This is a genomic window from Promicromonospora panici, assembly GCF_900608595.1.
Lineage (GTDB): Bacteria > Actinomycetota > Actinomycetes > Actinomycetales > Cellulomonadaceae > Promicromonospora > Promicromonospora panici.
Genome location: NZ_UWYY01000018.1, coordinates 137,983 through 164,098 on the forward strand (window position 1 = coordinate 137,983; position 26,116 = coordinate 164,098).

The window sequence follows — 26,116 nt, forward strand, 5'->3', positions numbered from 1 at the left end:
CTTTGGTGTCAAGAAATGAACGCAAGCGTCGCTCGATCGTGACCTGAAGGTTCAGTTCGTGTATCCAAAACCGTCATTCCCGGCCGGAAGGCGGTTACCCTGGGCGCTGTGCGCGCGGATCGGGTAACACCGGGTTCGCAGACCTCACTGCGTGAGGCCAACCGAGCTCGGATCGTGAGCGCCGTCCAGCAGCGTGGCTCGCTCACGCAGATCGAGCTGGCCGGCGTCACAGGGCTGTCCCCAGCCACGATCTCGAACATCGTCAAGGAGCTCACCACCGCGGGCGTGCTGCACACCTCGCAGTCGGTGCGCAACGGCCGCCGCGCGCTGCAGGTCACCCTCGCGCGCAACCTCGGCCTGGTCGCCGGCATCCGGTTCGGCATGCGCTCGCTGAGCGTCGCGCTGGCCGACGCGTCCATGCGGATCCTGGCCGAGCAGCGCATGCCGCTCGCCCCCGACCACCGCGCCGACGCCGGCCTGCAGCGCGTGGCGATGCTGGTCAGGGAGATGATGGAGGCGGTCGACGCCGACCCGTCCGAGCTGCTCGCCGTCGGCGTCGGGGTGCCCGCGCCCGTCGACATCCGCACCGGCCAGGTCGTCACCGTCGGGATGATGCGCGGCTGGGACGGCGTGCACGTCGACGAGATCCTCGGCGCCGAGCTCGACGTCCCCGTGACGGCCGACAACGACTCGACCCTCGCCGCGATCGCGGAGGCCCGGTTCGGCGCCGGCGCGGGCCACGACTCGGTCGCCTACGTGCGGGTCTCGCACGGCGTGGGCGGCGGGCTCGTCCTCGGCGGCCGGGCGGTGCACGGCCGGTCCGGTGTCGCCGGCGAGATCGGGCACGTGTCCGTCGACGAGCACGGCCCCGTCTGCCGCTGCGGCAACCGCGGCTGCCTCGAGATGCTGGTCGGCGCCACCAGCCTGCTGTCGATGCTGCCGCGCGAGGCCGGGCACCTCACCCTCGCGGACCTCGTGGCCCGGGCGCTGGACGGCGACGCCGGCAGCCGCCGCGTCGTGTTCGACGCCGGGCGCCACCTCGGCGTGGCGCTCGCGAACCTGTGCAACCTCGTGGACCCCGACGTCGTGGTGATCGGCGGCAAGCTCGCCGAGGCCGGCGAGGTGCTGCTCGAACCGCTGCGCACCTCGCTGGGCCAGCGCGTCGTGGCCACGTCCCGCGGCCCGGTCGAGGTGGTCCCCTCCACTCTGGGCGCGGACGCCGGCGTCCGCGGCGCCCTGGCAGCAGCCCTGGACCAGGCGAGAATGTTCGGCTCCCTAGGAGTAACCACATGACTCAGCGGTGGCTCGGGTGGGTGGTCGGGGTCGGCCTTCTGGTCGGGATCGTCGGGTGCACCTCTGGCGGGGCCGACGTCGGCGGGGCCGGGGCCGAGGGCGCCGAGCCCGAGGGGACCATCGGGCTGCTGCTGCCCGAGGCGCAGACCGCGCGGTACGAGGCCTCCGACCGGCCCACCTTCCTGTCCGTCGTGGACCGCCGCTGTCCCGGCTGCACCGTGCTCTACGCGAACGCCGGGCAGGACGCCGCCGCCCAGCTCCAGCAGGCCGAGTCGATGCTCGCCCAGGGCGCCGACGTCCTGGTGCTCGACGCCGTGGACACGGTCGCCGCCGCGGGCATCGTCGTGCAGGCCGAGCGGCTGGGTGCCCAGGTGATCGCCTACGATCGTTTTGTGGACGGCGCGGACTACTACGTGTCGTACGACTACGAGTTCATCGGCTTCCTGCTGGGCTCGGCCCTCGTCGGCGCGGTCACCGACAGAGCCGCGGCACGAGCCGAGGACGGGCGGCCGGGGGTGTTGCTGGTGCACGGCTCGGCGACCGAGCCCAACGCGCTCGCCATAGCCGCAGGCACCCGCCGCGCCCTCGAAGGAGAGGACATCGACGTGCTCGCCGAGTACTACACCCCCGACTGGAGCCCGGACAAGGCCACCGAGTGGACCGAGGCCATGCTCACCCGGTTCCCGGGGCAGGTCGACGGGATCCTCGCCGCGAACGACGGCATCGCCGGCGGCGCCATCGCCGCGGCGAAGGCGGCGGGCCTGGACCCCGTGCCGGTGACCACCGGGCAGGACGGCGAGCTCGCCGCCGTGCAGCGCATCCTCGCCGGCGACCAGTTCATGACCGTCTACAAGGCGACCGACCAGCAGGCCGCCACGGCCGCCGAGCTCGCCGTGCGCGTGCTGCGCGGCGAGGAGCCGCGCACGACGGTCGTGATCAAGGGGGTCCCGACCCAGCTCCTGGCGCCCCGTGCGGTCGGCGCCGCCGACGTCGAGCACGTCATCGTCGACGGGCACGTGTACTCCACCGACGAGATCTGCGTGCCCGCGTACGTGGCGGCGTGCGAGCGGGCCGGCCTGATCGGGCCCGACGCCGACGCCGCGCCCCTGGCCGCGGGGGAGGCATCCCGATGAGCGTCCCCGTGCTCTCCCTGCGCGGCGTCTCCAAGCGGTTCGGCGGCGTCCGCGCCCTGGTCGACGTCGACGCCGACGTGCACGAGCACGAGGTGCTCGCCGTCGTCGGCGACAACGGGGCCGGCAAGTCCACGCTGGCCGGCGTGCTCGCCGGCGCGCACCGGCCCGACGCCGGGCAGGTGCTGCTCGACGGGCGGCCCGTGGTGCTCCACTCGCCCGCCGCCGCCCGCGCCCTCGGCATCGCCGCGGTGTTCCAGGAGCTCGCGCTCGTGGACGACCTGGACGTCGTCGAGAACCTGTTCCTCGGGCACGAGACCGTGCGCGGTCCCCTGCTCGACGAGGTCGCCATGGAACGCGAGGCGTGGCGCCTGCTCGACCAGCTCGCTGCCAGCGTGCCCACCGTGCGCGACCCGGTCCGCACCCTGTCCGGCGGCCAGCGCCAGGTCGTCGCGGTCGCCCGGGCGCTGCTCGGCTCGCCGCGCGTCGTCGTCCTCGACGAGCCGACGGCGTCCCTCGGCGTCCGCCAGACCGCGGAGGTGCTCAACCTGATCGTCCGGCTGCGCGAGCGCGGGCACGCCGTCGTCCTGGTCAGCCACCAGGCCGGCGACCTGCAGGCCGTCGCCGACCGCATCCTCGTGCTGCGCCTCGGCCGCGTGCACGACGTGTTCGACGGCGACGCCTCCTACGAGGACCTGCTCGCCGCCATGACCGGCGCCGTGCGGCCGGGAACCCCGAACCGGGCGGTGCGCCGATGAGCACCCAGCCCGCCGGCGCGGGGACTGGCGCGGCCGGAGCGGGCCCGTCCGGCGCCGGCCTGCCCGGCGCCGTCTGGCAGCGGGTACGCGGCGGCAACGGCCTGCTCCCGATCGTCGCAGCGCTCGTCGGCATCTGGCTGGTGCTCGGTGCCGTCAACCCCGCGTTCCTCGCCCCCGAGAACCTCGTCAACCTGACCCTGCAGAGCGCGCCCGTCGGCGTCATAGCGCTCGGCGTGGTGCTCGTGCTCCTGGTGGGCCAGATCGACCTGTCCGTCGGGTCGCTCAGCGGGCTCGCGGCGGCCGTGGTCGCCGTCGGCTCCGTGAGCCTGGGCTGGCCGGTTGCGCTCGCGATCCTCGTCGCGCTCGCCTGCGGGGTCGTGGTCGGGCTGGGCTACGGCGCCCTGTCGACGCGGCTCGGGCTGCCCAGCTTCGTGTTCACGCTGGCCGGGCTGCTGTTCCTCGCCGGGGTGCAGCTGCGGGTGCTCGGCCCGCTCGGCTCGATCAACCTGCCGTTCGAGTCGTGGTTCGTGCGGTCGGTACAGCAGGGCTTCCTGCCCGCGGTGGCCGCGTGGGCGCTGGTGGCGGTCATCGTGGTCACCTCCGCGGTCGTGCAGCTGGTGGCCCGTGCCCGACGGCGGCGCGCGGACCTCGCCTGCGCGAGCCTGCCCCAGATCGCCGTCCGGACCCTCGTGCTGGGCGGCGTGCTGGCGGCGATAGTCGCCTACCTGTACCTGGGCACCGCGCGCGGGATCGGCTGGTCGGTGGTGCTCTTCGCGCTGCTGGTGGTCGTCACGGACGTGCTGCTGCGCCGTACGCGCTGGGGGCGGTCGGTGCGAGCGGTGGGCGGCGACCGGCGCGCGGCGATGCTCGCGGGCGTGCCGGTGCGGCGCACCGTCGTGCTGTGCTTCGTGGCCTGCTCGACCCTCGCGGCGCTGGGCGGCGTGCTCGCCGCCGGCCGCCTGGGCGCCGCGAACCAGGGCACCGGGGGAGCCGACACCTACCTCGTGGCGATCGCCGCGGCCGTGATCGGCGGCACGAGCCTGTTCGGCGGGCGGGGCAGCGCGTGGTCCGCGGTGCTCGGGGTGCTGGTCATCCAGTCCATCGCCAACGGGCTCACGCTGATGAACGTGGACCAGGCGGCGCGATACATGGTGACCGGGGCAGTGCTGCTGCTGGCCATCATCATCGACATGCTGATCCGCAAGCGCCGGGAGGCCTGACATGATCCGTCGTCCGACGCTGGCGATAGTCGCCGAGGCGGCGGGGGTGAGCCTGAAGACCGCGTCGCGCGTGCTGAACGGCGAGCCGAACGTGGCCGCCGCGACCCGCGAGCGGGTGCAGGACGCGGCCGCCTCGCTGGGCTTCCGCCGCAACGCCGTCGCCGCCGACCTCGCGCGCGGCGGGTTCTCGCGGCTCGTCGGGTTCATCACCGGCGACCTGGCCAACGAGTTCTACTCCGCCCTGGCCAGCGGCATCGAGCGCGAGCTGCGGGAGCACGGGCTGCAGCTGCTCACGGCGTCGTCCGACGAGGATCCCGAGCGCGAGTCGTCGCTCACGGGCGAGCTGCTGGAGCGGCGGGTCGGTGCCCTCATCGTCACGCCCGCAGGCGCCGACCACTCGGCGCTGCGCGGCGAGATTGCCGCCGGGCTCACCGTGGTCGTGGTGGACCGGCCGGCAGCCGGGATGGACGTCGACACCGTGGTCATCGACAACCGGGGCGGCACACGGTCCGCGGTCGAGCACCTGCTGGCGCACGGCCACCGCCGCATCGCCTTCGTCGGCGACGAGCCGCACCTGTGGACCTACCAGGAGCGCAGCGCCGAGTTCCTGGCCGTCATGGCGGAGGCCGACGTGTCCGACGCCGGGCGGTGGCTGCGGTCCGGCGCCCACTCCGCCGCGGCCGCCCGCGACCTGGTGGCGGAGCTGCTCGCCGCGCCCGAGCCGCCCACCGCGGTGCTCGCCGCGAACAACCGGGCGACGGTCGGCACGCTCCAGGCACTGCACGACGCGCCGGGCGGCGACCAGGTGGCGGTCGTCGGCTTCGACGACTTCGAGCTGGCCGACCTGCTCGACATCACCGTCGTCGCGTACGACGCCGTGGAGATGGGCCGCCGTGCCGCCGAGCTGGCCGTCGCTCGGTCCGCGGACCCCGAGCGGCCGGTCGAGCTCGTCGTCCTGCCGACCCACGTGGTGGCCCGGGGGAGCGGGGAGCGGCGGCCGCGCTGAGGAACCTTGCTGGCGGGGCCGGCGGGGTTCCGCGGGATCTGCGCGGTGCTGCTGACGGTGGGCGCGGACGGCGGTTGCGGACGCGGGTGGGCCCGGCGTCGCGCATAAGGGATGGATAGGTACTTTCCACACGGCGTCGTCCCATCCGTTCTGGTGGCCGTCCGGCGTTAATACGCTCCGTGGCACACGAGGTTCCCCAGGCCTGACGAGGAGCACACCATGTCACGATCCCTGAGAGCGTCCCGTTCTTTGATAGCGCTGTCAGCTACCGCGCTGCTGGTCGGCACGGCGCTGACCGGCGCCAGCGCAGCGGGGGCCGCACCGCCTCCGGAGGCCGGCGCGGAGTCGCGCGCACAGACCAGCGCCGAGTCCCCCGCCGCCGGCGCGGCCGACCTGCCCGACGCCCAGGTCCGCGCGATGGAGCGCGACCTCGGCCTCACCCGCGAAGAGATCGCGGGCCGCCTGGCGCTCGACGCCGAGTCCGCGATCGTCGAGGCCCACCTCACCGCCAGGCTCGGCGACAGGTACGCGGGCACCTGGCTGCCCGACGGCGCGGACGCCCCGCGGGTCGCCGTCACCACCGCCGCGGCCGCGAGGGTGGCCGAGCGCGCCGGCGCGGACGCCGTCGTCGTCGAGCACAGCCTCGACGCCCTCACCATGTGGAAGGAGGCCCTGGACGAGGTGGGCGCCCCCGCCTCGGTGCACTCCTGGTACGCGGACCCGACCACCAACGAAGTGGTCGTCGAGGCGTCCGACATCGGCGCGGCCAGAGCGATGGTCGCCGAGGCGGGCACTCCGGCCGGCGTCGTGCGGGTGGAGAAGTCCGAGGTCGCGCCCGAGCTCGCGCGCGACATCCGCGGCGGCGACGAGTTCCGCAGGCCGACCGGCGACGGGTTCGTCACGCTGTGCTCGATCGGCTTCGCCGTACAGGGCGGGTTCGTCACGGCGGGGCACTGCGGCTCGGCGGGTAACGCAGTCACGGCGTCCGACGGCGCTGCGCTGGGCACCTACCGGGCGTCGACGTTCCCGGGCCACGACTGGGCGTGGGTGGCGACGAACAGCAACTGGACGCCCACCCCGCGGGTGAACAACTACGCGGGCGGGACGGCGGCGGTCGCCGGCTCCACGGAGCAGGGCATCGGCGCGTCGGTGTGCCGCTCGGGGCGTACGACGGGCTGGCGCTGCGGCGTCATCCAGGAGAAGAACGTCACCATCAACTACGGCAACGGCGACATCCCCGGCATGGCGACCGGTTCTGCGTGCGCCGAGGGCGGCGACTCCGGCGGCTCGGTGCTCTCCGGCAACCAGGCGCAGGGCGTGACCTCGGGCCGCATCGGCGACTGCTCCTCCAACGGGCGGTTCATCTACCAGCCGGTGAACCCGATCCTGAGCACGTACGGGCTGCGGCTCACCACGACGTCGGGCGGCGGGGGCAGCTCGCTCGTCGGGCTCGCCGGCAAGTGCATCGACGTGCCGAACGGCGAGTTCACCGACGGCAAGCGGCTGCAGCTGTGGACCTGCAACGGCTCCGCCGCGCAGCGCTGGACCTTCCATGGTGACGGCACCCTGCGCGCGGGCGGCCTGTGCATGGACGTCGCCTGGGGCAACACGGCGGACGGCACCGCGGTGCAGCTCGCCAACTGCAGCGGCAACCCGGCCCAGCAGTTCACGCTGAGCGGGGCGGGCGACCTGGTCTCGATCCTCGCGAACAAGTGCGTGGACGTCCCGAACAGCAACAGCGCGAACGGCACCCCGCTGCAGATCTGGACCTGCAACGGCACGTCGGCCCAGAAGTGGCGCGTCGGCTAGCCCTTTTTTGGCTGTGAGCGTGACCGTTGCGCCTAAAACGGTCGCATAAGCGCAACGGTCACGCTCACAACCAAGCTTGGTCAGAGGGTGGCTCGGACCTCGCGCGTGGCCGCCACCAGGTTGCGGAGGGACTCCTTGGTCTCCGCGTAGGCGCGGGTCTTCAGGCCGCAGTCCGGGTTGACCCAGACCAGCCGCGGGTCTATCGACTTGGCGGCCAGCGTGACGAGGTCGGTCACCTCCTCGACCGACGGGACCCGCGGGCTGTGGATGTCGTAGACGCCCGGCCCGATGCCGCGCCCGTACCCGGCGTCGGCCAGCTCGGGCACGATCTCCATGCGGGACCGCGCGGCCTCCACCGACGTCACGTCGGCGTCGAGCCCGTCGATCGCGCCGATGACCTGCCCGAACTCCGAGTAGCACAGGTGCGTGTGCACCTGCGTCGCGGTGTCGGCCCCGGCCGTTGCCAGCCGGAACGAGCGCACGGACCAGTCCAGGTAGTGGGCGTGGGCACTGCGCCGCAGGGGCAGCAGCTCCCGCAGGGCGGGCTCGTCCACCTGCACGACGCCGATCCCCGCCTGCTCCAGGTCCGTCACCTCGTCGCGCAGCGCCAGGGCGACCTGGTCGGCCGTGTCGCCCAGCGGCAGGTCGTCGCGCACGAACGACCACGCCAGGATCGTGACCGGACCCGTCAGCATGCCCTTGACCGGCTTGCTCGTGAGCGACGCCGCGTACGCGGTCCACTCCACGGTCAGGGGTGCGGGCCGGGACACGTCGCCCCACAGGATCGGCGGACGTACGCAGCGCGAACCGTACGACTGCACCCAGCCGTGGACGGTGGTCGCGAAGCCGTCGAGCTGCTCCGCGAAGTACTGCACCATGTCGTTGCGCTCGGGCTCGCCGTGCACCAGCACGTCGAGACCCAGCTCCTCCTGCAGCGCGACGGTGCTCGCGATCTCGGCGCGCATGGCCGCCGTGTACTCGGCGTCGGACAGCTCGCCACGGACCCAGGACGCCCGCGTGCGGCGGATCTCCGCCGTCTGCGGGAACGAGCCGATGGTCGTGGTCGGCAGCGGCGGCAGGTCGAGCCTCGCCTGCTGGGCGGCGGCACGCTCGGCGTACGGCGCGCGCTCGACGTCGGCGGCGGTCAGGGCCGAGGTGCGGTCGCGCACCTCCGGCACGACGACGCCGGGCGCCTCGGCCCGTGACCGCACCGCGGCCGTCGACTCGGCGAGGGCGTCGGCGACCGCCGTCCGGCCATCGGTCAGGCCCGTCGCGAGGGTGACGACCTCCGTGACCTTCTGGTCCGCGAACGCGAGCCACGACTTCAGGCCGGCGTCCAGGCGGGGCTCGTCGGCGACGTCGTGCGGCACGTGCAGCAGCGACGTCGAGGTGCCGACGGCGACCGCACCCGCGCCGAGTCCCGTGCCCGGAGCCGCCAGGCCCTCCAGGGTGGTCAGGCGGGTGTCGAGGTCAGCGCGCCAGATGTTGTGCCCGTCGACGACGCCGGCGACCAGGGTCTTGGTCTCCAGCCCGGGGACCGGGCCCTCGGGCACGGCGCCGCGGACGAGGTCGATGGCTATGGCCTCGACGTCGGTGCCGGCGAGCAGCGCGAGGCCGTCGCCGGCCTCGCTGCGCAGGTCGCCGTACGGGGCGGTGACCAGGATGGCGGGCCGCTCCGCGGCGCCGTCCGGGCCGGGCGCGGGGGAGAGGTCCGTGGCCAGCCGCGCGTAGGCCCGGCGGACGGCGTCGGCCACCTCGTCGGAGCCGGCCTCCAGGAGGTCGGTGACCAGGGCGGGCTCGTCGAGCTGCACCCAGGGTGCGCCCGCGGCGGCCAGGGCGCGCAGCACATCGGCGTACGCGGCGACGACGTCGTCGAGCCGGTCGAGCGGGCGGAAGCCCTCGGGGGCGTTGTCGGCCGCCTTGCTGAGCAGCAGGAACGTCACCGGTCCCACGAGCACGGGGCGGGTCACGACGGCCTGGCCGCCGTCCACCGGCCGGGCGAGCTCCGTGAACTGGCGCACCACCCGGTCGTCGACGAACCCGATGGGGGTGTCCGGCCCGATCTCCGGGACCAGGTAGTGGTAGTTCGTGTCGAACCACTTGGTCATCTCGAGCGGCGGCTTGTCGCCCTCGCCACGGGCCAGCGTGAAGTAGCTCTCCAGGGAGAGCGCCGGATCGCCGGCCGGCACCAGATCCCAGAACCGCTCGGGTACCGCGCCCAGCAGGGCGACGGCGTCGAGCACCTGGTCGTAGAAGGAGAACGAGCCGGGGACGGCGGCGGCGCCGGCGTCCAGGCCCAGCCCGGCGAGATGTCGTGCGGTGGCCCGCCGCAGGTCGCCGGCCGTGGCCTCCAGCTCGTCGGCGGTGGTGCGTCCGGCCCAGAAGGCTTCGACGGCGCGCTTGAGCTCGCGGCGTCGGCCGATGCGCGGGTAGCCCAGGATCGTGGCGTGGGGAAGGTGCGGGTGCGTGAACTCGACTGCCATGCGTATCAGCTCCATCGGACCTGGCGTTAGCACCTTGCCCTCGGAATTGGCGCTCCGGAGGCAGGTTGCTGCGGTGTCGTTGAGCCAGGACTCTCGACCGCTCTGGATGATGAGACTGGATCGTAGGCATGCCCGGGATGTGGTCGGAAAACCGTCCACGCCTCGGGATGGTCGTTCGATCCGATAGCGAGCCGTGGATAAAAAGTGTGCCAAGCGCCATGGTCAAATCGGCGCCATCAGCATCGTGATGTCTCCGCCCTGATAGTTCGGCATTCGGTGATGGATCCTGGCGTTCCTGCTCGTACCGCGACACACCAGCCGCGGACGGCGGGGCACATCCCGCCGGGAATCCTCACAGAGAAGGTCGAACCACCGATGCCGAAGATCCTGATGGTCATCTCCGCCGCGAACAGCCTGCGCCTGGCTGATGGGACCCCGCACCCCACCGGCTACTGGGCCGAGGAGGTCGCCGCGTCGCACCGCGTGCTGGCGGCGGCGGGCGTCAGCGTGGACATCGCGACGCCGGGCGGTGCGCCGCCCACCGTCGACGCGATCAGCCTCGACGAACGGGGCGGGGTGGCCGCCGCCGACGCCGCCGAGTTCCGTGCCTACCTCGACGCCCTCGCGGAGCAGCTCGCGAGCCCACTCGCGCTCGCCGACGTGCGTGCCGACGACTACGACGCGATCTACATCCCCGGCGGCCACGCCCCCATGGCCGACCTCGTGCGCGACGCCGACCTCGGCCGGCTGCTGATCGCCGCGAACACGCGGGGGACGACGGTCGCCGCGCTCTGCCACGGCGTGGCCGCGCTGCTGAGCGCCGAGGCGCCGGACGGGACGTTCGCGTTCGCCGGGCGTGCGCTCACCTCGTTCACCGACGAGGAGGAGCGTCAGGGCGGCCTCGGGGACGGCTCGCCGTTCCTCGTCGAGTCCGAGCTGCGCGAGCGGGGTGCCGTCGTCCAGATCGGGGAGGCGTGGAGCAGCACCGTCGTCCAGGACGGCAACCTGATCACCGGGCAGAACCCTCAGTCCAGCACGGCTACCGCCGAGGCGGTGCTCAAGGCGCTCGCCGAGCGCTGACGGTCCTCAGGCGCCCGGCCCGCGGCCACGGCTAGCCTGTGCACCAGGCAGGGGTGGGCCACAGCTGCTGGGACGGGAGAGTGATGCGGGTGCCGGGTCTCGACCTCCTCGCTACCTTCCTGGAGGTCTACCGCACCGGCTCGCTGTCCGCGGCGGCGGAGCGGCTGGGTCTGAGCCAGCCCGCCGTCACGGGGCAGCTCTCCCGGCTGGAGGAACAGCTCGGGGCGCAGCTCTTCGTCCGGTCGCGCAAGGGTGCCGAGCCCACCGAGCGCGCGGTGGCGCTGGCTGCCCAGGCCGGCCTGCACGTCGACGGGCTCCGGGCGGCGCTGGGTTCCGGATCGGCGGAACCGGCAGTCCGCGGCCTCGTCCGGCTGGGCGGTGCCACCGAGGTCATGACGGTTCGAGTGCTGCCCGCCCTCGCCCCGCTCGTCGCCCAGGGGCTGCAGGTCCGCGCCACGTTCGGGCTGGCGGAGGAGCTGCTGGCAGGGCTGTCGGCGGGAAGCCTCGACCTGGTCGTGTCCGCGGTGCGGCCGCGGCAAGACGCCGTCGTCGCCACGCCCCTGGTCGACGAGGAGTTCCTGCTCGTAGGGCCCACGGCGCTGGCCCACACGGTCGACCCGGTGCGGCTCGCCGCGGACCCGGTCGCCGCGCTGTCGCACCTGCCGCTCGTCGCGTACGCGGAGGACCTCCCGATCGTGCGGCGCTACTGGCGCAGCGAGTTCGGACGGCGCCCGCCCAACGTCACGTCGCTCGTGGTCCCGGACCTTCGCGCGGTGCTCGCCGCCGTGACCGCGGGCGCAGGCGTCTCCGTGCTGCCGCGGTACCTCGTCGCGCCGGCGCTGGAGAACGGGCAGGTCGTCCAGCTCCATCATCCCGAGGCGCCGCCGCTGAACACGCTGTACCTCGCGGTGGGCAGGGGCGCGCCCCACGGCCCGGCCCTCGCCGCCGTCCGCGACCGGGTCATCGAGGCCGCCGAGGAGTGGGGGACGCTCTGACGGCCCAGCCCGGCCCGTCCCGGCGTCGCCCGGAGTCGCCGGCCGGGCCGGCCGGATAGCCATGCACCTGCTGCCAGACCCCGCTCGATCTTGGCAGCAGGTGCATGGTCATAAAAGTGTGCCAAGCATCGAGAGTCGACCACAGCAGTTGCTGCCGGACGCGGCCCGGCCTGGCAGGAACTGCTGTGGTCAGCTTGCGCTGCGGCGCGTGGGGCCTGACGTCACGGACCAGAGCATGACGGCGACGGCGGCCAGCGCCGCGCTGACCACCAGCGGGCCGACGGGCCCGAGCGGCCCGATCGACAGGCCGCCCAGCACCGGACCGACCAGCGCACCGAGGTTCAGAGCGACCGTCGAGAACGCGCCGCCCATCGTCGGAGCGCCGTGGGCCGACGCCATGCTGCGGGCGATCAGCGTGCCGCCGACCACGAACGACAGCGCGCCCAGGACCGGGGCGAGCACCCACACCGCAGACGGGCTCGCCGCGAGAGCGGCCCACAGGACCCAGCCCGCGACGAGAACCGGGATGCCGATCCCGAGGACCAGGTGCCCGCGCCTGTCGGCCAGGCGGCCCGCGGCCGAGACGCCGCCGAACGCGCCGAGCCCGAACAGCGCGAGCACCACGGGCACGAGCGCGGGGTCGATCCTGGCGCCGTCCGTCACGATCGGCGCCAGGAAGGTGAACGCACAGAACGTCGCGCCGTTCACCAGCACGCCGAGCGCGAGATACCGCAGCAGGGCCGGCGACCGGAGCGTGCCGAGCTCCGCTCGGAGGTCCACCCGGGCACGTGGCATGTAAGCCCCCGGGTCCGCCCGACCGTGCGATCCACGCGCCACAGGGGCCGCCTGGCCGTGCGGTGCACGCCGGCCCAGCCCGCCCGGCGTCAGGACGGCGACCGCGACCAGGGCGAGCGCCGACAGCCCGGCGATCGCCCAGAGCGCCGAGCGCCAGCCCCAGATCTCGCCGAGGAAGGCCCCGGCGGGGACGCCGGCGATCAAGGCGAGCGTCGTACCGCCGAGGATCGCGGCGAGCGCTCGGGTCTGGCGGCCCGCCGGGACGATCATCGTGACGGTCGACAGCGCCACCGCGAGGAACCCGGCGTTGGCCACTGCGGCGACGAACCGGGTGGCGAGCAGGACGGCGAACTGGTCGGTGAGCGCGCCGGCCACGTGCGCGGCGACGAAGATCGCGAGGCTCGCGGACAGGGTCCGGCGCGGCGGCAGGCGGCGTCCGAGGGCGGCCATCAGCGGTGCGCCGACGACCATGCCGATCGCGAAGCCCGAGGTCAGGTAGCCGGCCTGGGCGATCGAGATGCCGAGGCCGGTGGAGATGCCGGGCACGAGCCCGGCGAGGACGAATTCCGACGTGCCTTGCGTGAAGACCGCGACCGCGAGCACGTAGAGCAGGACAGGCATGTACGCCTCCGAAGGGAGAAAGGGGAACGGGTAGGCCGGCGCGGCACTACGGGGCCCTTCGGATGCGTGGACTGCGCCCGCTCGCGCGGGAAGGCGCGGCGGGGGAGGTGGTCGTTACCTCGGGTGTCTCTACAGGGGCATCTCGGGCTACCGGAGTACCGGCAGCCCGAACCTGGATGCTTCTGGAGACCTCACGCCGCGAAACTACCACGCATGGGTCACGGCTCCGTGTCGATGGTCGACGGGCTCGCGCCGTCGCAGGTGGTCCACTGGAACTCGCTGAGCACAAGATATTCCCTGCCGTCGGCCGACTCGGCCCAGGTCTGCTCGCTGTGCGGCAGCCACGTGGTCGTGTCGATCAGCAGCTCCATCCGTGTGACGTCCCCGTCCTGCACCAGCCCGGCCGGGGGCGTGAGCCGGATCCGGGCCAGGGTTGTGCTGTCCTTCTCCGGCGTGGGGCTGTCGCGACCCTCAAGCGTGAGGCTGTCGTGCAGGCGGTAGTCGGTGCCCTCGAGGTCGGCCAGGTGCAGTGCTGCGCCGGCGGCCACCGTGTGCAGCAGCTGCAGGGGCTGCTGGTCCAGCGGGGCGGGTTTGGGCGTCTCGGTGTCCGTCGCCCCGGGTTCGTAGAAGCGGCTCGTCGACTCGTCGCCCAGGCTCGAGCGGGTCTTGACGCCGCAGCTCGCAATGGCCACGGCATGCGCCGCGCGGTCGACGACGGCGGCGGACGTCAGCCCGGCGCTCGGCAGCGGGGCCGGCGTCGAGCCGGTGTCCGCCGTCGGCGAATCGCTGGGCGCCGGACCGCTGGGCGCCGAGACGCTGCTGGTCGGCGGTGCGCCACCGGGGGCGGCGCCCTGCGGCGGCAGGCCGGCCACGCTCACCACCACCACGACGACGGCGGCGGCCGCCGCGGCCGCGACACCCCAGGCCAGGACCGGCGCACGGCGCGGGATGCGCCGGGTGCGGCGGCCGTCCGGGCCGGTGCCGTGCAGCACGATCTCGACCCGCTCGTCCGAGGCCCAGTCGTCGTGCGCCTCGGCGTCCTGCGCGCGGGCCCAGGACTCGGCGTACACCTGCCTCAGGTCGAGCTCGGGATCGACGCCGCGCAGCGCGCGCCGCGCCCGGGTCAGCTCATCGTCTTCCACGTCAGGACCCTTCCTCGGTCAGGCGTTCGTAGGCGGCGCGCAGGCGGCGCCGTGCCCGGTACACCCGGGTGGCCGCCGTGGCCGTCGTGCAGCCCAGGACCTGGGCGACCTCCGACGTCGACAGCTCGGCGGCCGCGAGCAGCTCGATCACCTCGCGGTCCGCGGGGCGAAGCAGGTCCAGCGCGCGGCGGAGCTCGTCGAGCTCGGCGACGAGACGGACGTCGTCCTGGCCTGGCGGGGCCGGATGCGTGCGGACGCGCTCGGCCAGTGCGTTCCGGCGGTGCTGCGCACGGACCTGGTTCGCCATCACGCGGCGGGCCACACCAAGGAGCCAGGCGCGCGGGTTGTCCGGCAGCTCCCCCTTGCGCCACGCGATGGCGAAGACCTCGGCCACGACGTCTCCCGCCTCGGCGTCCGGGAGCCGCGAGCGGGCATAGCGGTAGACGCCCCGCGCGTGCGTCGCGAAGAGCTCCTCGGTGTCGGCAGGCGTGAGCGGACCCGGGTCGCGGCGCTGCGCCGCGAGGTCCGGCTCGGTGTTCATGGCCAGGGTGGGCTCCGATGATGAAAAGACGTGCTTCCGACCCAGTGTGTCCGGCACAGGACCTGCGATGACACCTCATGGATGTCGGCCACGTCACAGCGGCCCGGCTGCCATCGGGGTCCGGACGGCGCACACCAACGCTGATGTGACCCTCTTCTCCGGCAGTCGACGCCCCTTCCGTACCCGTGGCCTCGGCGCGCGTCCCCTCAGCGCCCGTCCTTTCAGCGCGCGTCCGGTCGGCCCTGCCGCCGTCCTCGTCGCGACCCTGCTCCTGGCCGGCTGTGCGGTGGGTGTCGCCGGCGCGGGCGACACCGGCGACATTGCCGCAGGCCAGGAACAGGGCTCGACGGGGGAGGACCCGGCCGGCCCGGCTGCCGGTCCGGTCGACGAGCCCGCGGACGAACCCGCGGACGAACCAGCGGACGAACCAGCCGCCGCGCCCGCCGACGAACCCGACCCGAGCATCAACCTGACGGAATACTCGGTGTCCGACCCCACGAGCCGGTGGGTCGTAGTCAACAAGCACTCGCCGCTCGAACCGGCCGACTACGAGCCCGACCTGACTACGGTGCGCGGCTACCTCGTGCGGCCCGACGCCGCCCCCGACCTCACTGCACTGCTGGAAGCCGCCGAATCCGACGGCGTGCACCTGACGCTGCGCAGTGCCTACCGCGGGTACCCCAAGCAGGCGGCGGTCTACGACGGATGGGTGGCGCAGCTCGGCCAGGCGGAGGCGGACGACGTCTCGGCCCGCCCGGGGCACAGCGAGCACCAGACGGGCATCGCCGTCGACTTCGGCAGCTCCACCCGGTCCGGTTGCGACTTCGAGCAGTGCTTCGGCGAGACGGTCGAGGGCCGCTGGGTCGCCGAGCACTCCGCCGAGTTCGGCTTCATCATCCGATACACGTCCGAGAACAGGGCGGTCACCGGTTACGCCCCCGAGCCCTGGCACGTGCGCTGGGTGGGCCGCGAGCTGGCGTCGCACATGCGGGCCACCGGCGTCACGACGCTGGAAGAGGTGTTCGACGTGCCCGGCGGGGGATACGCCCGCTGACGGGCTTGACCTTGTCGTAGCGACAACCTTGCACGCTGCGGTCATGACCACACCAGGTCGCACGCGGGGGATGGTCCGGCCGGAGGCCCCTGACCGCGCCCCGGACCGCGGGTAGGCCGCGCGCTGGTCGCCGTCGGTCGCCACGGTCATCTCATGGGCTCAAGGTGCAGCGACCATCCTGTGATCGGAATTCCCAAAATGTCCCAGTATCGGCAAAGATGGGGCATACCACCTATCACCAGGGGAATATCGTGAGCGCGACCGCCTCCGGGGCCACCGCAGCACTGTCGGACGTGCCGATCTCCACGCCCGCGCTCGTCGCCTGCGACGTCGAGGGCACGCTCGTCCGCGCCGGTCGCCGGGCCACCCCCGCCGTCCTCGACGCGATAGCCGCGGTGCACGAGGCCGGGCACCACCTGGCGGTGGCCACGGGTGCCTCGCTGTCGAGCGCGGTGCAGGTCGTCCGGCGGCTCGGGATCCGCGAGGGCTGGGTGGTCGCGGCGAACGGGGCGGTGACGGCGCGGCTGCGCGCCGACGGCTACTCGGTCGTCGACGTGCGGCTGCTGGCCGCCGAGCCCGTGTGCCGGCTCGTCGCCAGGACGCGGCCCGACCTGAGCATCGCGGCCGAGGTGGTCGGCACCGGCTACCGCGTGACCAAGCGGTTCCCCGAGCGCCAGCTCAGCGGGCACCAGGACGTGCTCCGCGAGCTCGAGGAAATATGGGCGCGACCGACCCCGCGCCTGGTCGTGTACGGGCAGTGGGCCCGGCGGCTCGCGCCGGCGCTGCGCGCGTCCGGCGTCACGGCGATCCCGGCTCGCGTGGACTGGGTGGACGTCACGGCGCCCGGCGTCAGCAAGGCGACGGCGCTCGAGAACATCCGCGTCGAGCTGGGGGTCGCGTTGTCCCGGACGGTCGCCATCGGCGACGGCGAAAACGATCTCGAAATGCTTCGGTGGGCGGCCACGTCGATAGCGATGGGCCACGCGCCCGAGTCGGTCCGCGCCGTCGCCGACCGCGTCACGGGCACCATCGATGAGGACGGCGCGGCCGGCGCGCTCCGGGACGCGCTCCTGTTGTCGGCCCGCTGAGGTCCTGGCCTTCCCGGTCCGCGCTGCCGGCTTGACGTTCGACCAATTTCAGTTGATAGTGAAACAACTGACATTGGAGCTGACATGGACACCCAGGACCCCGTCCTCGAATGGGTCGAACGCGTCTCGATGTACCTGGCCCGCGACGGCGTCCCGCCGATCGCGGGCCGGGTGCTGGGCTGGCTGATGGTGTGCGACCCCCCGGAGCAGTCCGCCGGGCAGATCAGCGACGCGACAGGCGCCAGCCGCGCCTCGCTCACCTCGAACCTGCGCCTGCTGACCGCGATGGGCTTCCTCAGCTCCCGGACCCGGCCGGGCAACCGGACCACCTACTACCGCATGGCCGACGACGCCTGGTCCGTGGTGGTTCGCCGCCAGGTCGAGTCCATGACGTCGTTCCTCGACCTCAGCCGCGACGGGATCGCCCTGGCCGGCCCGGGGAACGACGGCCGGGTGCGGCAGGCGCACCGGACCTTCGAGTGGATGGCCGCCGCGTTCGCCGCCGCCCCGCCGCTGAGCGCGGGCCCAGGAGAGGCCGGGCACCGGAACGACGAAACGGCCGAGCACACGGCCGAGCACCCGGAGCAGGCCGAGCGCACGGAGCAGAAGCGATGACCGGACACGCGATAGTCGTTGGCGGCGGTATCGGCGGACTGGCTACCGCCCTGGCGCTCCACCGGATCGGCTGGCGTGCCACGGTGCTCGAACGGGCGCCGGAGCTCGGCGAGGTCGGCGCCGGCATGTCGCAGGCGCCCAACGCCCTGCGGGCGCTGGCCGAGCTGGGCGTCGAGGCCGAGGCCCGCGCCGTCGGCGTCCCGACGTACTCGACGAGCAACCTGCGCCGGCCCGACGGCCGCTACCTGAAGCGTGCCGAGCCAGGGGAGGGGACGGCGCTGCTCGGGTTCCATCGTGCCGACCTGCACGGCGTGCTGCTCGACGCGGTCCCCGCCGGCTGGGTGCACACCGAGGCCGAGGTCACGGACCTGCGGCCGGACGGCGCCGGCGTGACGGTCACGGCCGGCGGCACCGACTACCGCGCCGACCTCGTGATCGGCGCCGACGGCATCCACAGCGCCGTCCGGACCCGCCTGTGGCCCGAGGCGCGGCCGCCGCGCTATCTCGGGCGCACGGCATGGCTCGGCGTCACGGACGTCGCGGGCCTGCCCGGCGACCTGACCGGCAGCGTCACCCTGGGCCGCGGCGCGCTGTTCCTGATCCATCCGGTGGCACGCGACCGGGCGTACTGGGCGCTGCTCACCGCCGAGCCGACGGCGGGCGTCCGGTACGACGACGAGAAGGCAACGGCGCTGGAGCGCGTCGCCGGCTGGCACGAGCCGGTGCCGCAGCTGATCCGCGCGACGCCGGACGCGGCGGTGATCCGTACCGACATCCGCGAGCTGCCGCCGCTGAGCACCTACGCGCGGGGGAGGGTCGCGCTGCTCGGCGACGCCGCGCACGCCATGAGCCCCGACCGGGGGCAGGGCGCCGGCCACACCCTGGAGGACGCCGTGGTCCTCGCGCACGCGCTGAGCGCCGAGCCCACCGTCGAGGCCGCGCTGGCGCGGTACGACGCGGAGCGCCGTCCGCGGGACCAGGCCACCGCCCGTGGTGCCCGGATCGACGGCGCCATGACGAGCTCGCGCGTCGGTCAGCCGGCCATGGTGGCACTGGTCCGGCTGATGCCCGCGACGCTGTGGCGCAAGGGCGTGGCGCCCGACGGCAACCCCACCTGGCGGTGGGAACCGCCGCGGCTCCCGGCGGTGCCGCCGGTGTACTGAGACCACCTGCCCGCTCGCCGCGCCGCGTGCGCGCGCGTGAGCCAGGATGTCCGCATGGCGCACCCTCACTCGCACGGCGCGGCCGGCCCGGCCGCGCCACGCACGACGTTCCTGCTGGTAGTGACCCTGGCGTCCGCCCTGCTGGTGACCCTCGCCGGGCTGTGGCTGCTGTGGCCGAACAGCGGCGACGTGCCCGACCGGGTGCCGGCCAAGGCCGAGGGCACGTCGTTCGTCGACGCGACGGTGACCGGCCCGGCCGACTCGGTCACCGGCAGCGTCCCGGTGGAGCTCGCCAACGGTGAGCAGTCCCGGCTGCAGTCACCCGGACCGTCGGTCCCGCTCGCCGAGGGTGACCGCATCACCGCCGTCGACATCTCCCAGGTCTCGCAGCCCGGCGTCGACCCGCTCGTGTTCATGGACTTCCAGCGCGAGCTGCCGATCGCCCTGCTGGCCGTCGCCTACGCCCTCGTCGTGCTGCTGGTCGCACGATGGCGCGGGCTCGCCGCCATGGCCGGGCTCGGGCTCGCGTTCGTCGTCCTCCTGGGCTTCACGATGCCCGCCCTGCTGGCGGGGGAGTCCGCGATCGGCGTGGCGCTGGTGACGTCGTCCCTGGTCATGTTCGCGACCCTGTACCTGGCGCACGGCCTGTCCGCGCGGACGTCCACCGCCCTGCTGGGCACGCTCGTCGGCCTCGCGCTGACGGCGGGGCTCGCGGCGTGGGCGTCGGGGGCCGCGCAGATCACCGGCACCACCTCGGAGGCGTCGTCGTTCCTGCCGTCCAGCGCGCCGGGCGCGGACCTGCGCGGGATCGCGCTGTGCGGCATCGTGCTGGCCGGGATGGGCGTGCTGAACGACGTGACCATCACCCAGGCCTCCGCGGTGTGGGAGCTGCGGGCGGTCGCGCCGGCGGCGTCGCGGGCCGAGCTCTTCACCAGTGCCATGCGGATCGGCCGCGACCACATCGCCTCGACCGTCTACACGATCGCGTTCGCCTACGTCGGCGCCGCACTGCCGCTGCTGATGATGGTCTGGCTCATCGACCAGTCGCCGGCCACGGCCCTGAGCTCGGGCGAGATCGCGGAAGAGGTGGTGCGCACCCTGGTCGGCTCGATCGGACTCGTGCTCGCCATCCCGGTCACCACTGCCATCGCGACGCTCACGGTTCCCGGTCCGGCGTCGGAGCAGGCGGGCTCGACGGGTTCGGAGCCCGCTTCCGACCCGGAGCTGATGGCGCCCGTGTCGGAGGCGTGGGGGTCGCCGCCAGCCTCCGGGGCGTCGGCGACGTAGGCGGCACGACGGCGTTGCCCACGTTCTCCTCCAGCCCCCGCAGGAGCGCCGTCGCTTCCTCGTGCTCGGCGGAGGTCAGGGCGCCGGCCGTCGCCTGCTCGAGCTGGGCCCAGATCTCGGCGACGCGCGGACGGAGCGCCTGGCTCGCGGGCGTGGGTTCCACGAGCGTGACGCGCCGGTCGTCGGGGCTGGGCCTGCGGCGCACGAACCCGGACCGCTCGAGCCGCTGGACGGTCCGCGTCATCGACGCCGAGTCCGTGGCGACGTACCGGGCGAGGTCCGTCTGGCGCTGCGGCCCGTGCTCCCACAGGAACATGAGCAGCAGCTCCTGGCCGGGATGCAGGCCGAGGGGGCGCAGCAGGTCAGCGGCGAGCGCCCGGTGCGCCCGTGCGAGCGAGAAGACCGCGAGGCTGAGCGACCCGGTGACGAACGGGTTCGACTCACTGTCCGGGGCAGATGTCATACGCTCCATGGTGGACGAGAGGGAGCATCATGCGCGCGGTAGTTTTCGACCGGTTCGGCGGCCCGGAGGTCCTGCACCTGGGCGAGGTTCCGGAGCCGGAGGCCGGCACGGGGCAGGTCCGTGTGCGGGTCGAGGCCGTGGGGCTCAACGCGTTCGACGGGAAGATCCGTTCGGGTGCGATGGAGGCCGCGTTCCGGACGCCGCTCCCGGCGGTCCCGGGCACGGAGGTGGCCGGAGTCGTCGATCAGGTGGGGGCCAACGCCGCCGGGGTGGCCATCGGCGACCGGGTGACCGGCTGGACCAGCCGGGGCGCCGCGGAGCTCGCAGTCCTGAAGCTGTGGGCGCCGGTGCCGGACGATCTGGACGCGGCCCAGGCGGCCGCGCTGCCCGTGGTCGGCGAGGCGGCGCGGCGGGCGCTGCGCATCCTCGACCTGAAGCCGGGGGAGACCCTGCTGGTGCACGGCGCGAGCGGAGGTGTTGGCGGGCTCGCGACCCAGCTCGCCGTCGCGGCGGGCGTGCGCGTGATCGGTACGGCGGCGCCGGTCAACCAGGAGCGGGTCGCCTCGTACGGGGCGACGCCGACCACCTACGGCGAAGGGCTCGTCGGCCGGGTCCGCGCCCTGGCGCCCGCCGTCGACGCGGTGCTCGACGCCGCGGGCGGCGGCGTCCTCCCGGACAGCATCGAGCTGCGGGGTGGTACCGACCGCGTGCTGACCCTCACCGATCCGGCCGCCCACGGGCTGGGCGTGGTGTTCGACGAGCGGCCCGCGCCCTCGGCGGAGGATCTCGCCGACCTCGTCGGGCTTGTCGTCCGTGGCGAGGTAGCGGTCCCGGTCGCGAAGGTGCTGCCGCTGGCGGAGGCGGCACGGGGGCAGGCCCTGGTGGACGGCGGGCACGCGGGCGGCAAGGTCGTGCTCGTGCCGTGAGTGTGTCGGCGCAGGTCGAGGTTCCGCAGTCCCTGGTGTCGTCGTATTCGAGAAGCTTCGGTGAAGTGGGGACGGCCTGGATCGCCGGGTTGCCGGCGCTGGTCGCGGCGATGCTGGACCGGTGGGAGCTGAACTGGGACGGCGAGGCCGCCGCGGGTGAGGCCTCGCTCGTGCTGCCAGTACTGGGGCAGGACGGCGCTCGCGCGGTCCTCAAGCTCCAGTTGACACGCGAGGAGACCAGCGCGGCCCTGATCGGCCTGCGCGCATGGAACGGCCAGGGGATGGTGCGGCTGCTCGACCACGATCCCGAGAGCAGCACCATGCTGCTGGAGCGGCTCGACGGTGCCCGTACGCTCGCCTCGGTCGAGGACGACGACGTCGCGATCCGGATCCTCGCCGAGCTGCACGCGCGGCTGGTCTCCGTGCCGGCGCCGCAGGGGTTGCGGAGCCTCGGCGACATCTCCACCGCGATGCTGGCGGAGGCCCCGCGAGCCGTCACCGCTCTGGCTGATCCCGTTGACCAGCAGGTCCTGCGCGGCTGGGCATCGGTGGTGACCGAGCTGATCGACGAGCCCGGCGACCGGTTGCTGCACTGGGACCTGCACTACGACAACATCCTCGCGGGGGAGCGTGAGTCGTGGCTCGCGATCGACCCCGAGCCGCCCGTCGGTGATCCTGGCTTCGACCTGTGGCCCGCGCTGGACAGCCGCTGGGACGACGTCGTCGCGGTTCGTGAGGCCCGACGCGTGGTGCTGCGCCGCTTCGATCTGCTCACCGAGGTGCTCGGGCTCGACCGTGCACGGGCCACGGGCTGGACGCTGGGCCGGCTGCTGCAGAACTCGTTGTGGGACATCGAGGACGGCGCGACCGCCCTTGCGCCGTCCTCGATCGCCGTAGCGGAAGCGCTGCTCATCCGTGACTGACGTCGTTGTCGTCCAGCATGCACCTGCCGACCGGGTCTACCGTGCCGCCCGGATCGGGCCAGGATCAGGCGCGTGCGGCCTCGCGGACGAGGCCGTCGACCTCGGCCGCCAGCAGGCGCTCGCCGTCGAGGCCCATGGTGTCGAAAGCGCCGACGATCTCCAGCGACACGAGGCCGTGCACCCGGTACCAGGTCGACAGGGCGAGCTGGAGCGTGGCGGGCGGCGCCGTCGGCACGCCGAGGGACTCGCCCCACCGTGCCAGCTCCTCGTCGACGCCGGTGCGCGCATCGGACCCGTCGCCGGTGGCGCGGCTCCCGGCGTCGGGCGCTATCGCCTGGAGTGTCGTGACCAGGGCGAGCATGCTCTGGCTGATGGTGCTGATGCTCTCGAGCGGGTCCACGGACGCGCGCCGGCTGCCGGTGAAGAGCATCGAGTACCGGCGGGGGTGGTCCAGCGCCCAGCGTCGCCAGGCGTGCGCGACGGCGCCCAGCCGGTCCGGCGCGGGCCGGTCCGCGGCGTCGCGGGCGGCGGTCTCGACGGCGGTGCCGAGGTCGGTGTACCCGGCCGTGACCAGGGCGTCGAGCAGCGCCTCGCGGGACGCGAAGTAGTGGTACAGCGCGGGCGGCGTCATGCCCACGGCCTTGCCGACCGACGCGAGCGACAGGCCGTGCGCACCTTCGGCGTCGACCAGCTCCAGCGCTCGCTGGACGATCTCGTCGACCGTCTGCCGTCTGAGCCGTTCGCGCCGGGTCAGGGGCCGGGTGTCGTCGTCGTCCACGGGCATGCCGTGAGCCTAACGTCCGGGGCGACGTCCGGCGTGGGCCTATCCGAACCGGTGGCCGGGCCGCGTCCGTATCAGTATCAGTGCGGTACGGCCGTCCGGCCTGGGACGATGATGCCCGTGGCGACCGATTCCGTGAGCGTGACCCCGGCTCCCACCGGACTGACCGAGCGCGCGCTCGGGCCCGACCTGGCCCGCGGCATGATGCTGCTGTTCATCGCCCTGGCGAACTCGCACTACTTCCTGGTCGGGCAGCGGTACGTCGGCGGGTTCCCCGTGGACGGCTCCTCCGTGGACGACGCCGTCGCGTGGCTCATCTCCACCTTCGTGGACGGCCGGGCGTTCCCGATGTTCGGGCTGCTGTTCGGCTACGGCGTGGCGCACATCGTGCGGCGCAACGCCGGGCTCGGGCCGCGCGTGGTGAACCGGATCCTGCGCCGCCGCTCCCTGGTCCTGATCGTGATCGGGCTCCTCGACGCCCTCCTGTTCTACGCGGGCGACATCCTGGCGATGTACGGGGTGCTGCTGTTCGTCGGCATCCTCCTGGTGCGCCGGTCGGACGCGTGGGTCATGGCGGTGGCCGTGGTGTTCTTCGTGCTGAACGCCCTGCCGGGCGTCGACTCGATGTCGATCGGCACCGCCGGGCCCGACGCGGCGTCCCTGCCGCCCGACCTCGCGACCATGTTCGCCGAGCGGGCGCCGGTTGCCGCGCTCGTCGCGCTCGGCGGACCGATCGGGTTCGCCTGCCCGTTCGCGATCGGCCTGTGGGCCGGACGGCGCCGGATCCTCGAGCGGCCGACCGAGCACCGCACCCTGCTGCGGGTCGTCGCCGCCGTCGGGATCTCCGTGGCGGTGCTCGGCGCCCAGCCCGCGGCACTCCTGGTCGCCGGCGTGTACGACCGGCCGGGTGACCAGGTGCTGCAGTGGGTCGGCCCGCTGCACGACGCGACGGGCGTGCTCGGCGGGTTCGGCTACGCGGCCCTGATCTGCCTGGTCTCCACCCGCCTGCGGAACCGCGAGCTGGTAGCCGCGGTCGCCGCCGTCGGGCAGCGTTCGATGACGTGCTACCTGCTGCAGTCGGCCGTGTGGTTCGTGGCGTTCACGCCGTTCCTGCTGGGCCTCGCGGACGAGCTCACGGCCGCGAGCACCGCGCTGCTCGCGGCCGGGGTGTGGGTGGCGTCGGTCGCGCTGGCCGAGTGGATGCGCCGCACCGGACGGCGGGGCCCGTTCGAGACGCTCACCCGCAGGGTGACGTACTCGGCGCGGCCCTCGTAGCCGGCCGGATCGAGGCAGGGTCAGGTGACGTCGAGCACCGCCTTGCCGTGCAGGCGGCGGTCGAGGAGGGGGGCGCGGGGAGTCGGCGGTGCGCGCCGCGCCGCTGCCGGCGTACGACGCGCTGCGGGCGGCGTCCTGGCACCCGCCCGGATCGTCGTCCGCGGCGGACGTCGCCCGCGTGGTGCTCGCGGTGGTCGACGCCGACGAGCCGCCGCTGCGGATCCTGGTCGGCGAGCTGGCGGCGGACGCCGTCCTCCCGATCACCGAGGAGCGGCTGGCGGGCTGGCTGCGCTGGGAGGACCTGGGCCGCACGGCGGGCTGACGGCACTCCGGGCCGGACGACCCGGCGTCCTACAGCACCACCCAGCCCAGCAGCCCCGCCGCGATCACCACCGCCCACGGGGGAGCCGACCACTTGGCCAGCGCCACGAAAGCGGCGATCGCGAGGGACAGGGCGACCAGAGGGTTGCCCGCGGCCAGGATGCCCTGGGTGAACACCGGGTCGTACAGCGCGGCGGCCAGCAGGCCCACCACGCCCGCGTTGACGCCGGCGAGCGCCCGCCGGGCGCGTGGCGCACGGCGCAGCCGCTCCCAGAACGGCAGCGCGCCCACGATCAGCAGGGCCGACGGCGCGAAGATCGCCAGGAGCGCGATGGTCGCGCCGGCCAGGCCGGTGGGTCCGGAGGTGGTGACCGCACCGAGGTACGCCGCGAAGGTGAACAGGGGCCCTGGCACGGCCTGCGCCGCGCCGTACCCGGCGAGGAACTGGTCGTGCCCCACCAGGCCGGACGGCACCGTCTCGGCCTGCAGCAGCGGCAGCACCACGTGCCCGCCGCCGAAGACGAGCGACCCGGCGCGGTAGAACACGTCGACGAGCCGCGCGACGCCGTCGCCGGTGGCGGCGGCCAGCAACGGCAGGGTGACGAGCAGCAGCCCGAACACGACCAGGCACGCGACCGCCGCCCCGCGCCGGACGGGCACGGTGAACGGTTCGTCGCCGCCGTCGTCCGACGTGGCGGAGAGCCAGAAGAGCCCGGCGATGCCCGCCAGCACGATCACCCCGACCTGGCTCACGGCGCCTGGCAGGCCCAGGACCGACGGCGCGAGCAGCGTGCCGATCGCCGCGGCTCCCGCGATGGTCGCGCGCCGCGCGTCCGGGGCCAGCGTGCGCGTCATCCCGAGCACCGCCTGCGCCACGACGGCGACGGCCGCCGCCTTGAGACCCCCGATCCACCCCGCCCCGGCGTCGCCGCCCAGCGCCGTGACCCCGTACGCGAACGCGACCAGCAGCACCGCGGAGGGCAGCGTGAACCCGGCCCAGGCCGCCAGCAACCCCCGGATCCCCGCGCGCCGCAGGCCGATCGCCATGCCCACCTGGCTGGACGCCGGTCCGGGCAGGAACTGGCACAGGGCCACCAGGTCGGCGTACGCGCGGTCGCCGAGCCACCGCCGTCGGACCACGAACGCGTCGCGGAAGTACCCGAGGTGCGCCACCGGGCCACCGAACGACGTCAGCCCGAGGCGCAGGAAGGTGACGAACACCTCGCGCGTGGTGCCGGCGCTCTCGGGGACCGAGCCTGGGTCGGGGGCGTCGGACGCCATCATGCGCTCGCTCCAGAGATCACACCGGGACGGTACCGGTCCGGTGCGCGGCGCGTCCCCGCGCGG

The 26,116-nt window shown here is 73.9% G+C and carries 23 protein-coding genes, 1 pseudogene and 1 riboswitch; of the genes and pseudogenes, 17 read left to right on the forward strand and 7 right to left on the reverse strand.

Annotation, left to right across the window (positions count from 1 at the left end):
- Nucleotides 1-174: 174 nt before the first annotated feature.
- The 6 genes from EW117_RS21085 (at nt 175) to EW117_RS21110 (ending at nt 7,216) form a co-directional block, all read left to right on the forward strand.
- Nucleotides 175-1,293 (forward strand): ROK family transcriptional regulator, encoded by a 1,119-nt coding sequence (locus tag EW117_RS21085; protein ID WP_207211969.1) that lies wholly within the window; start codon nt 175-177, stop codon nt 1,291-1,293.
- Nucleotides 1,290-2,426, forward strand: coding sequence for a substrate-binding domain-containing protein (locus EW117_RS21090; protein WP_129788655.1), 1,137 nt, complete (start codon nt 1,290-1,292; stop codon nt 2,424-2,426). Before EW117_RS21085 ends, EW117_RS21090 begins: the two co-directional genes overlap by 4 nt.
- The gene (locus EW117_RS21095; RefSeq protein WP_165362803.1) at nt 2,423-3,181 is read left to right on the forward strand and encodes an ATP-binding cassette domain-containing protein; all 759 of its coding nucleotides are present in this window, start codon (nt 2,423-2,425) and stop codon (nt 3,179-3,181) included. Before EW117_RS21090 ends, EW117_RS21095 begins: the two co-directional genes overlap by 4 nt.
- Nucleotides 3,178-4,401: a sugar ABC transporter permease gene (locus tag EW117_RS21100; RefSeq protein WP_129788656.1), complete on the forward strand. Its 1,224-nt coding sequence runs from the start codon at nt 3,178-3,180 to the stop codon at nt 4,399-4,401. The genes EW117_RS21095 and EW117_RS21100 overlap by 4 nt, the downstream gene beginning before the upstream one ends.
- A 1-nt stretch (nt 4,402) precedes the next feature.
- Nucleotides 4,403-5,407 (forward strand): LacI family DNA-binding transcriptional regulator, encoded by a 1,005-nt coding sequence (locus tag EW117_RS21105; RefSeq protein WP_129788657.1) that lies wholly within the window; start codon nt 4,403-4,405, stop codon nt 5,405-5,407.
- Nucleotides 5,408-5,626: 219 nt separating this feature from the next.
- Nucleotides 5,627-7,216, forward strand: coding sequence for a ricin-type beta-trefoil lectin domain protein (locus tag EW117_RS21110; protein WP_129788658.1), 1,590 nt, complete (start codon nt 5,627-5,629; stop codon nt 7,214-7,216).
- 80 nt (nt 7,217-7,296) lie between these two features.
- Here the strand turns inward: EW117_RS21110 and metE are convergent, their stop codons facing one another.
- Nucleotides 7,297-9,699, reverse strand: coding sequence for a 5-methyltetrahydropteroyltriglutamate--homocysteine S-methyltransferase (metE, locus tag EW117_RS21115; protein WP_242504426.1), 2,403 nt, complete (start codon nt 9,697-9,699; stop codon nt 7,297-7,299).
- An 8-nt stretch (nt 9,700-9,707) separates the two neighbouring features.
- A riboswitch (SAM riboswitch) is annotated at nt 9,708-9,812 on the reverse strand.
- Between the two features lie 262 nt (nt 9,813-10,074).
- Between metE and EW117_RS21120 the strand changes: the two genes are divergently transcribed.
- Both EW117_RS21120 and EW117_RS21125 read left to right on the forward strand, forming a co-directional pair.
- A complete protein-coding gene (locus EW117_RS21120; RefSeq protein WP_129788660.1) occupies nt 10,075-10,779 on the forward strand; it encodes a type 1 glutamine amidotransferase domain-containing protein in 705 nt (234 codons plus the stop codon).
- 83 nt (nt 10,780-10,862) lie between these two features.
- The gene (locus tag EW117_RS21125; protein WP_422891364.1) at nt 10,863-11,774 is read left to right on the forward strand and encodes a LysR family transcriptional regulator; all 912 of its coding nucleotides are present in this window, start codon (nt 10,863-10,865) and stop codon (nt 11,772-11,774) included.
- 189 nt (nt 11,775-11,963) lie between these two features.
- On the opposite strand, the gene EW117_RS21130 is transcribed toward EW117_RS21125, so the two are convergent.
- The 3 genes from EW117_RS21130 to EW117_RS21140 all read right to left on the reverse strand — a co-directional run bounded on the left by EW117_RS21130 (nt 11,964) and on the right by EW117_RS21140 (nt 14,873).
- Complete coding sequence (locus tag EW117_RS21130; protein ID WP_129788662.1) at nt 11,964-13,190, reverse strand: Cmx/CmrA family chloramphenicol efflux MFS transporter; 1,227 nt, start codon at nt 13,188-13,190, stop codon at nt 11,964-11,966.
- Nucleotides 13,191-13,408: 218 nt separating this feature from the next.
- Entirely contained in the window at nt 13,409-14,332 is a 924-nt protein-coding gene (locus tag EW117_RS21135; protein WP_129788663.1) for a hypothetical protein, read from the reverse strand.
- Between the two features lies 1 nt (nt 14,333).
- Nucleotides 14,334-14,873: an RNA polymerase sigma factor gene (locus tag EW117_RS21140; protein WP_129788664.1), complete on the reverse strand. Its 540-nt coding sequence runs from the start codon at nt 14,871-14,873 to the stop codon at nt 14,334-14,336.
- A gap of 145 nt (nt 14,874-15,018) precedes the next feature.
- Between EW117_RS21140 and EW117_RS21145 the strand changes: the two genes are divergently transcribed.
- The 5 genes from EW117_RS21145 (at nt 15,019) to EW117_RS21165 (ending at nt 20,080) form a co-directional block, all read left to right on the forward strand.
- Nucleotides 15,019-15,927: a M15 family metallopeptidase gene (locus tag EW117_RS21145; RefSeq protein ID WP_129788665.1), complete on the forward strand. Its 909-nt coding sequence runs from the start codon at nt 15,019-15,021 to the stop codon at nt 15,925-15,927.
- 251 nt (nt 15,928-16,178) lie between these two features.
- Nucleotides 16,179-17,015, forward strand: a complete 837-nt coding sequence (locus EW117_RS21150; RefSeq protein ID WP_242504427.1) for an HAD family hydrolase — start codon at nt 16,179-16,181, stop codon at nt 17,013-17,015.
- 84 nt (nt 17,016-17,099) lie between these two features.
- Nucleotides 17,100-17,630: a GbsR/MarR family transcriptional regulator gene (locus tag EW117_RS21155; protein WP_207211970.1), complete on the forward strand. Its 531-nt coding sequence runs from the start codon at nt 17,100-17,102 to the stop codon at nt 17,628-17,630.
- Complete coding sequence (locus EW117_RS21160; RefSeq protein ID WP_129788667.1) at nt 17,627-18,793, forward strand: FAD-dependent monooxygenase; 1,167 nt, start codon at nt 17,627-17,629, stop codon at nt 18,791-18,793. Before EW117_RS21155 ends, EW117_RS21160 begins: the two co-directional genes overlap by 4 nt.
- 54 nt (nt 18,794-18,847) lie before the next feature.
- A complete protein-coding gene (locus EW117_RS21165; protein ID WP_207211971.1) occupies nt 18,848-20,080 on the forward strand; it encodes a YibE/F family protein in 1,233 nt (410 codons plus the stop codon).
- Nucleotides 20,081-20,237: 157 nt separating this feature from the next.
- Here EW117_RS21165 and EW117_RS30540 read toward each other — a convergent pair.
- Nucleotides 20,238-20,552 (reverse strand): annotated as a pseudogene (locus EW117_RS30540) (MarR family winged helix-turn-helix transcriptional regulator); the annotation flags it as partial.
- 20 nt (nt 20,553-20,572) lie between these two features.
- Between EW117_RS30540 and EW117_RS21175 the strand changes: the two are divergent.
- Nucleotides 20,573-21,469, forward strand: coding sequence for an NADP-dependent oxidoreductase (locus tag EW117_RS21175; protein ID WP_129788669.1), 897 nt, complete (start codon nt 20,573-20,575; stop codon nt 21,467-21,469).
- The gene (locus EW117_RS21180; protein WP_129788670.1) at nt 21,466-22,392 is read left to right on the forward strand and encodes an aminoglycoside phosphotransferase family protein; all 927 of its coding nucleotides are present in this window, start codon (nt 21,466-21,468) and stop codon (nt 22,390-22,392) included. The genes EW117_RS21175 and EW117_RS21180 overlap by 4 nt, the downstream gene beginning before the upstream one ends.
- A 64-nt stretch (nt 22,393-22,456) precedes the next feature.
- On the opposite strand, the gene EW117_RS21185 is transcribed toward EW117_RS21180, so the two are convergent.
- On the reverse strand, nt 22,457-23,176 hold the full coding sequence (locus EW117_RS21185; protein ID WP_129788671.1) for a TetR/AcrR family transcriptional regulator: 720 nt from the start codon (nt 23,174-23,176) through the stop codon (nt 22,457-22,459).
- 117 nt (nt 23,177-23,293) lie between these two features.
- Between EW117_RS21185 and EW117_RS21190 the strand changes: the two genes are divergently transcribed.
- Complete coding sequence (locus EW117_RS21190; protein ID WP_207211972.1) at nt 23,294-24,448, forward strand: DUF418 domain-containing protein; 1,155 nt, start codon at nt 23,294-23,296, stop codon at nt 24,446-24,448.
- An 88-nt stretch (nt 24,449-24,536) separates the two neighbouring features.
- Nucleotides 24,537-24,770: an SDR family oxidoreductase gene (locus tag EW117_RS21195; protein ID WP_207211973.1), complete on the forward strand. Its 234-nt coding sequence runs from the start codon at nt 24,537-24,539 to the stop codon at nt 24,768-24,770.
- Nucleotides 24,771-24,799: 29 nt separating this feature from the next.
- On the opposite strand, the gene chrA is transcribed toward EW117_RS21195, so the two are convergent.
- The gene (gene chrA, locus EW117_RS21200; protein ID WP_129788697.1) at nt 24,800-26,050 is read right to left on the reverse strand and encodes a chromate efflux transporter; all 1,251 of its coding nucleotides are present in this window, start codon (nt 26,048-26,050) and stop codon (nt 24,800-24,802) included.
- Between the last annotated feature and the right edge of the window lie 66 nt (nt 26,051-26,116).

Bases quoted from the DNA above. Each gene is read 5' to 3' on its own strand.
- metE (WP_242504426.1), bottom strand. From the start codon at position 9,699: ATGGCAGTCGAGTTCACGCACCCGCACCTTCCCCACGCCACGATCCTG.
- EW117_RS21165 (WP_207211971.1), top strand. From the start codon at position 18,848: ATGGCGCACCCTCACTCGCACGGCGCGGCCGGCCCGGCCGCGCCACGC.
- EW117_RS21140 (WP_129788664.1), bottom strand. From the start codon at position 14,873: ATGAACACCGAGCCGGACCTCGCGGCGCAGCGCCGCGACCCGGGTCCG.
- EW117_RS21130 (WP_129788662.1), bottom strand. From the start codon at position 13,190: ATGCCTGTCCTGCTCTACGTGCTCGCGGTCGCGGTCTTCACGCAAGGC.
- chrA (WP_129788697.1), bottom strand. From the start codon at position 26,050: ATGGCGTCCGACGCCCCCGACCCAGGCTCGGTCCCCGAGAGCGCCGGC.
- EW117_RS21095 (WP_165362803.1), top strand. From the start codon at position 2,423: ATGAGCGTCCCCGTGCTCTCCCTGCGCGGCGTCTCCAAGCGGTTCGGC.
- EW117_RS21155 (WP_207211970.1), top strand. From the start codon at position 17,100: ATGGACACCCAGGACCCCGTCCTCGAATGGGTCGAACGCGTCTCGATG.
- EW117_RS21100 (WP_129788656.1), top strand. From the start codon at position 3,178: ATGAGCACCCAGCCCGCCGGCGCGGGGACTGGCGCGGCCGGAGCGGGC.
- EW117_RS21120 (WP_129788660.1), top strand. From the start codon at position 10,075: ATGCCGAAGATCCTGATGGTCATCTCCGCCGCGAACAGCCTGCGCCTG.
- EW117_RS21105 (WP_129788657.1), top strand. From the start codon at position 4,403: ATGATCCGTCGTCCGACGCTGGCGATAGTCGCCGAGGCGGCGGGGGTG.
- EW117_RS21090 (WP_129788655.1), top strand. From the start codon at position 1,290: ATGACTCAGCGGTGGCTCGGGTGGGTGGTCGGGGTCGGCCTTCTGGTC.
- EW117_RS21160 (WP_129788667.1), top strand. From the start codon at position 17,627: ATGACCGGACACGCGATAGTCGTTGGCGGCGGTATCGGCGGACTGGCT.
- EW117_RS21175 (WP_129788669.1), top strand. From the start codon at position 20,573: ATGCGCGCGGTAGTTTTCGACCGGTTCGGCGGCCCGGAGGTCCTGCAC.
- EW117_RS21125 (WP_422891364.1), top strand. From the start codon at position 10,863: ATGCGGGTGCCGGGTCTCGACCTCCTCGCTACCTTCCTGGAGGTCTAC.
- EW117_RS21110 (WP_129788658.1), top strand. From the start codon at position 5,627: ATGTCACGATCCCTGAGAGCGTCCCGTTCTTTGATAGCGCTGTCAGCT.
- EW117_RS21185 (WP_129788671.1), bottom strand. From the start codon at position 23,176: ATGCCCGTGGACGACGACGACACCCGGCCCCTGACCCGGCGCGAACGG.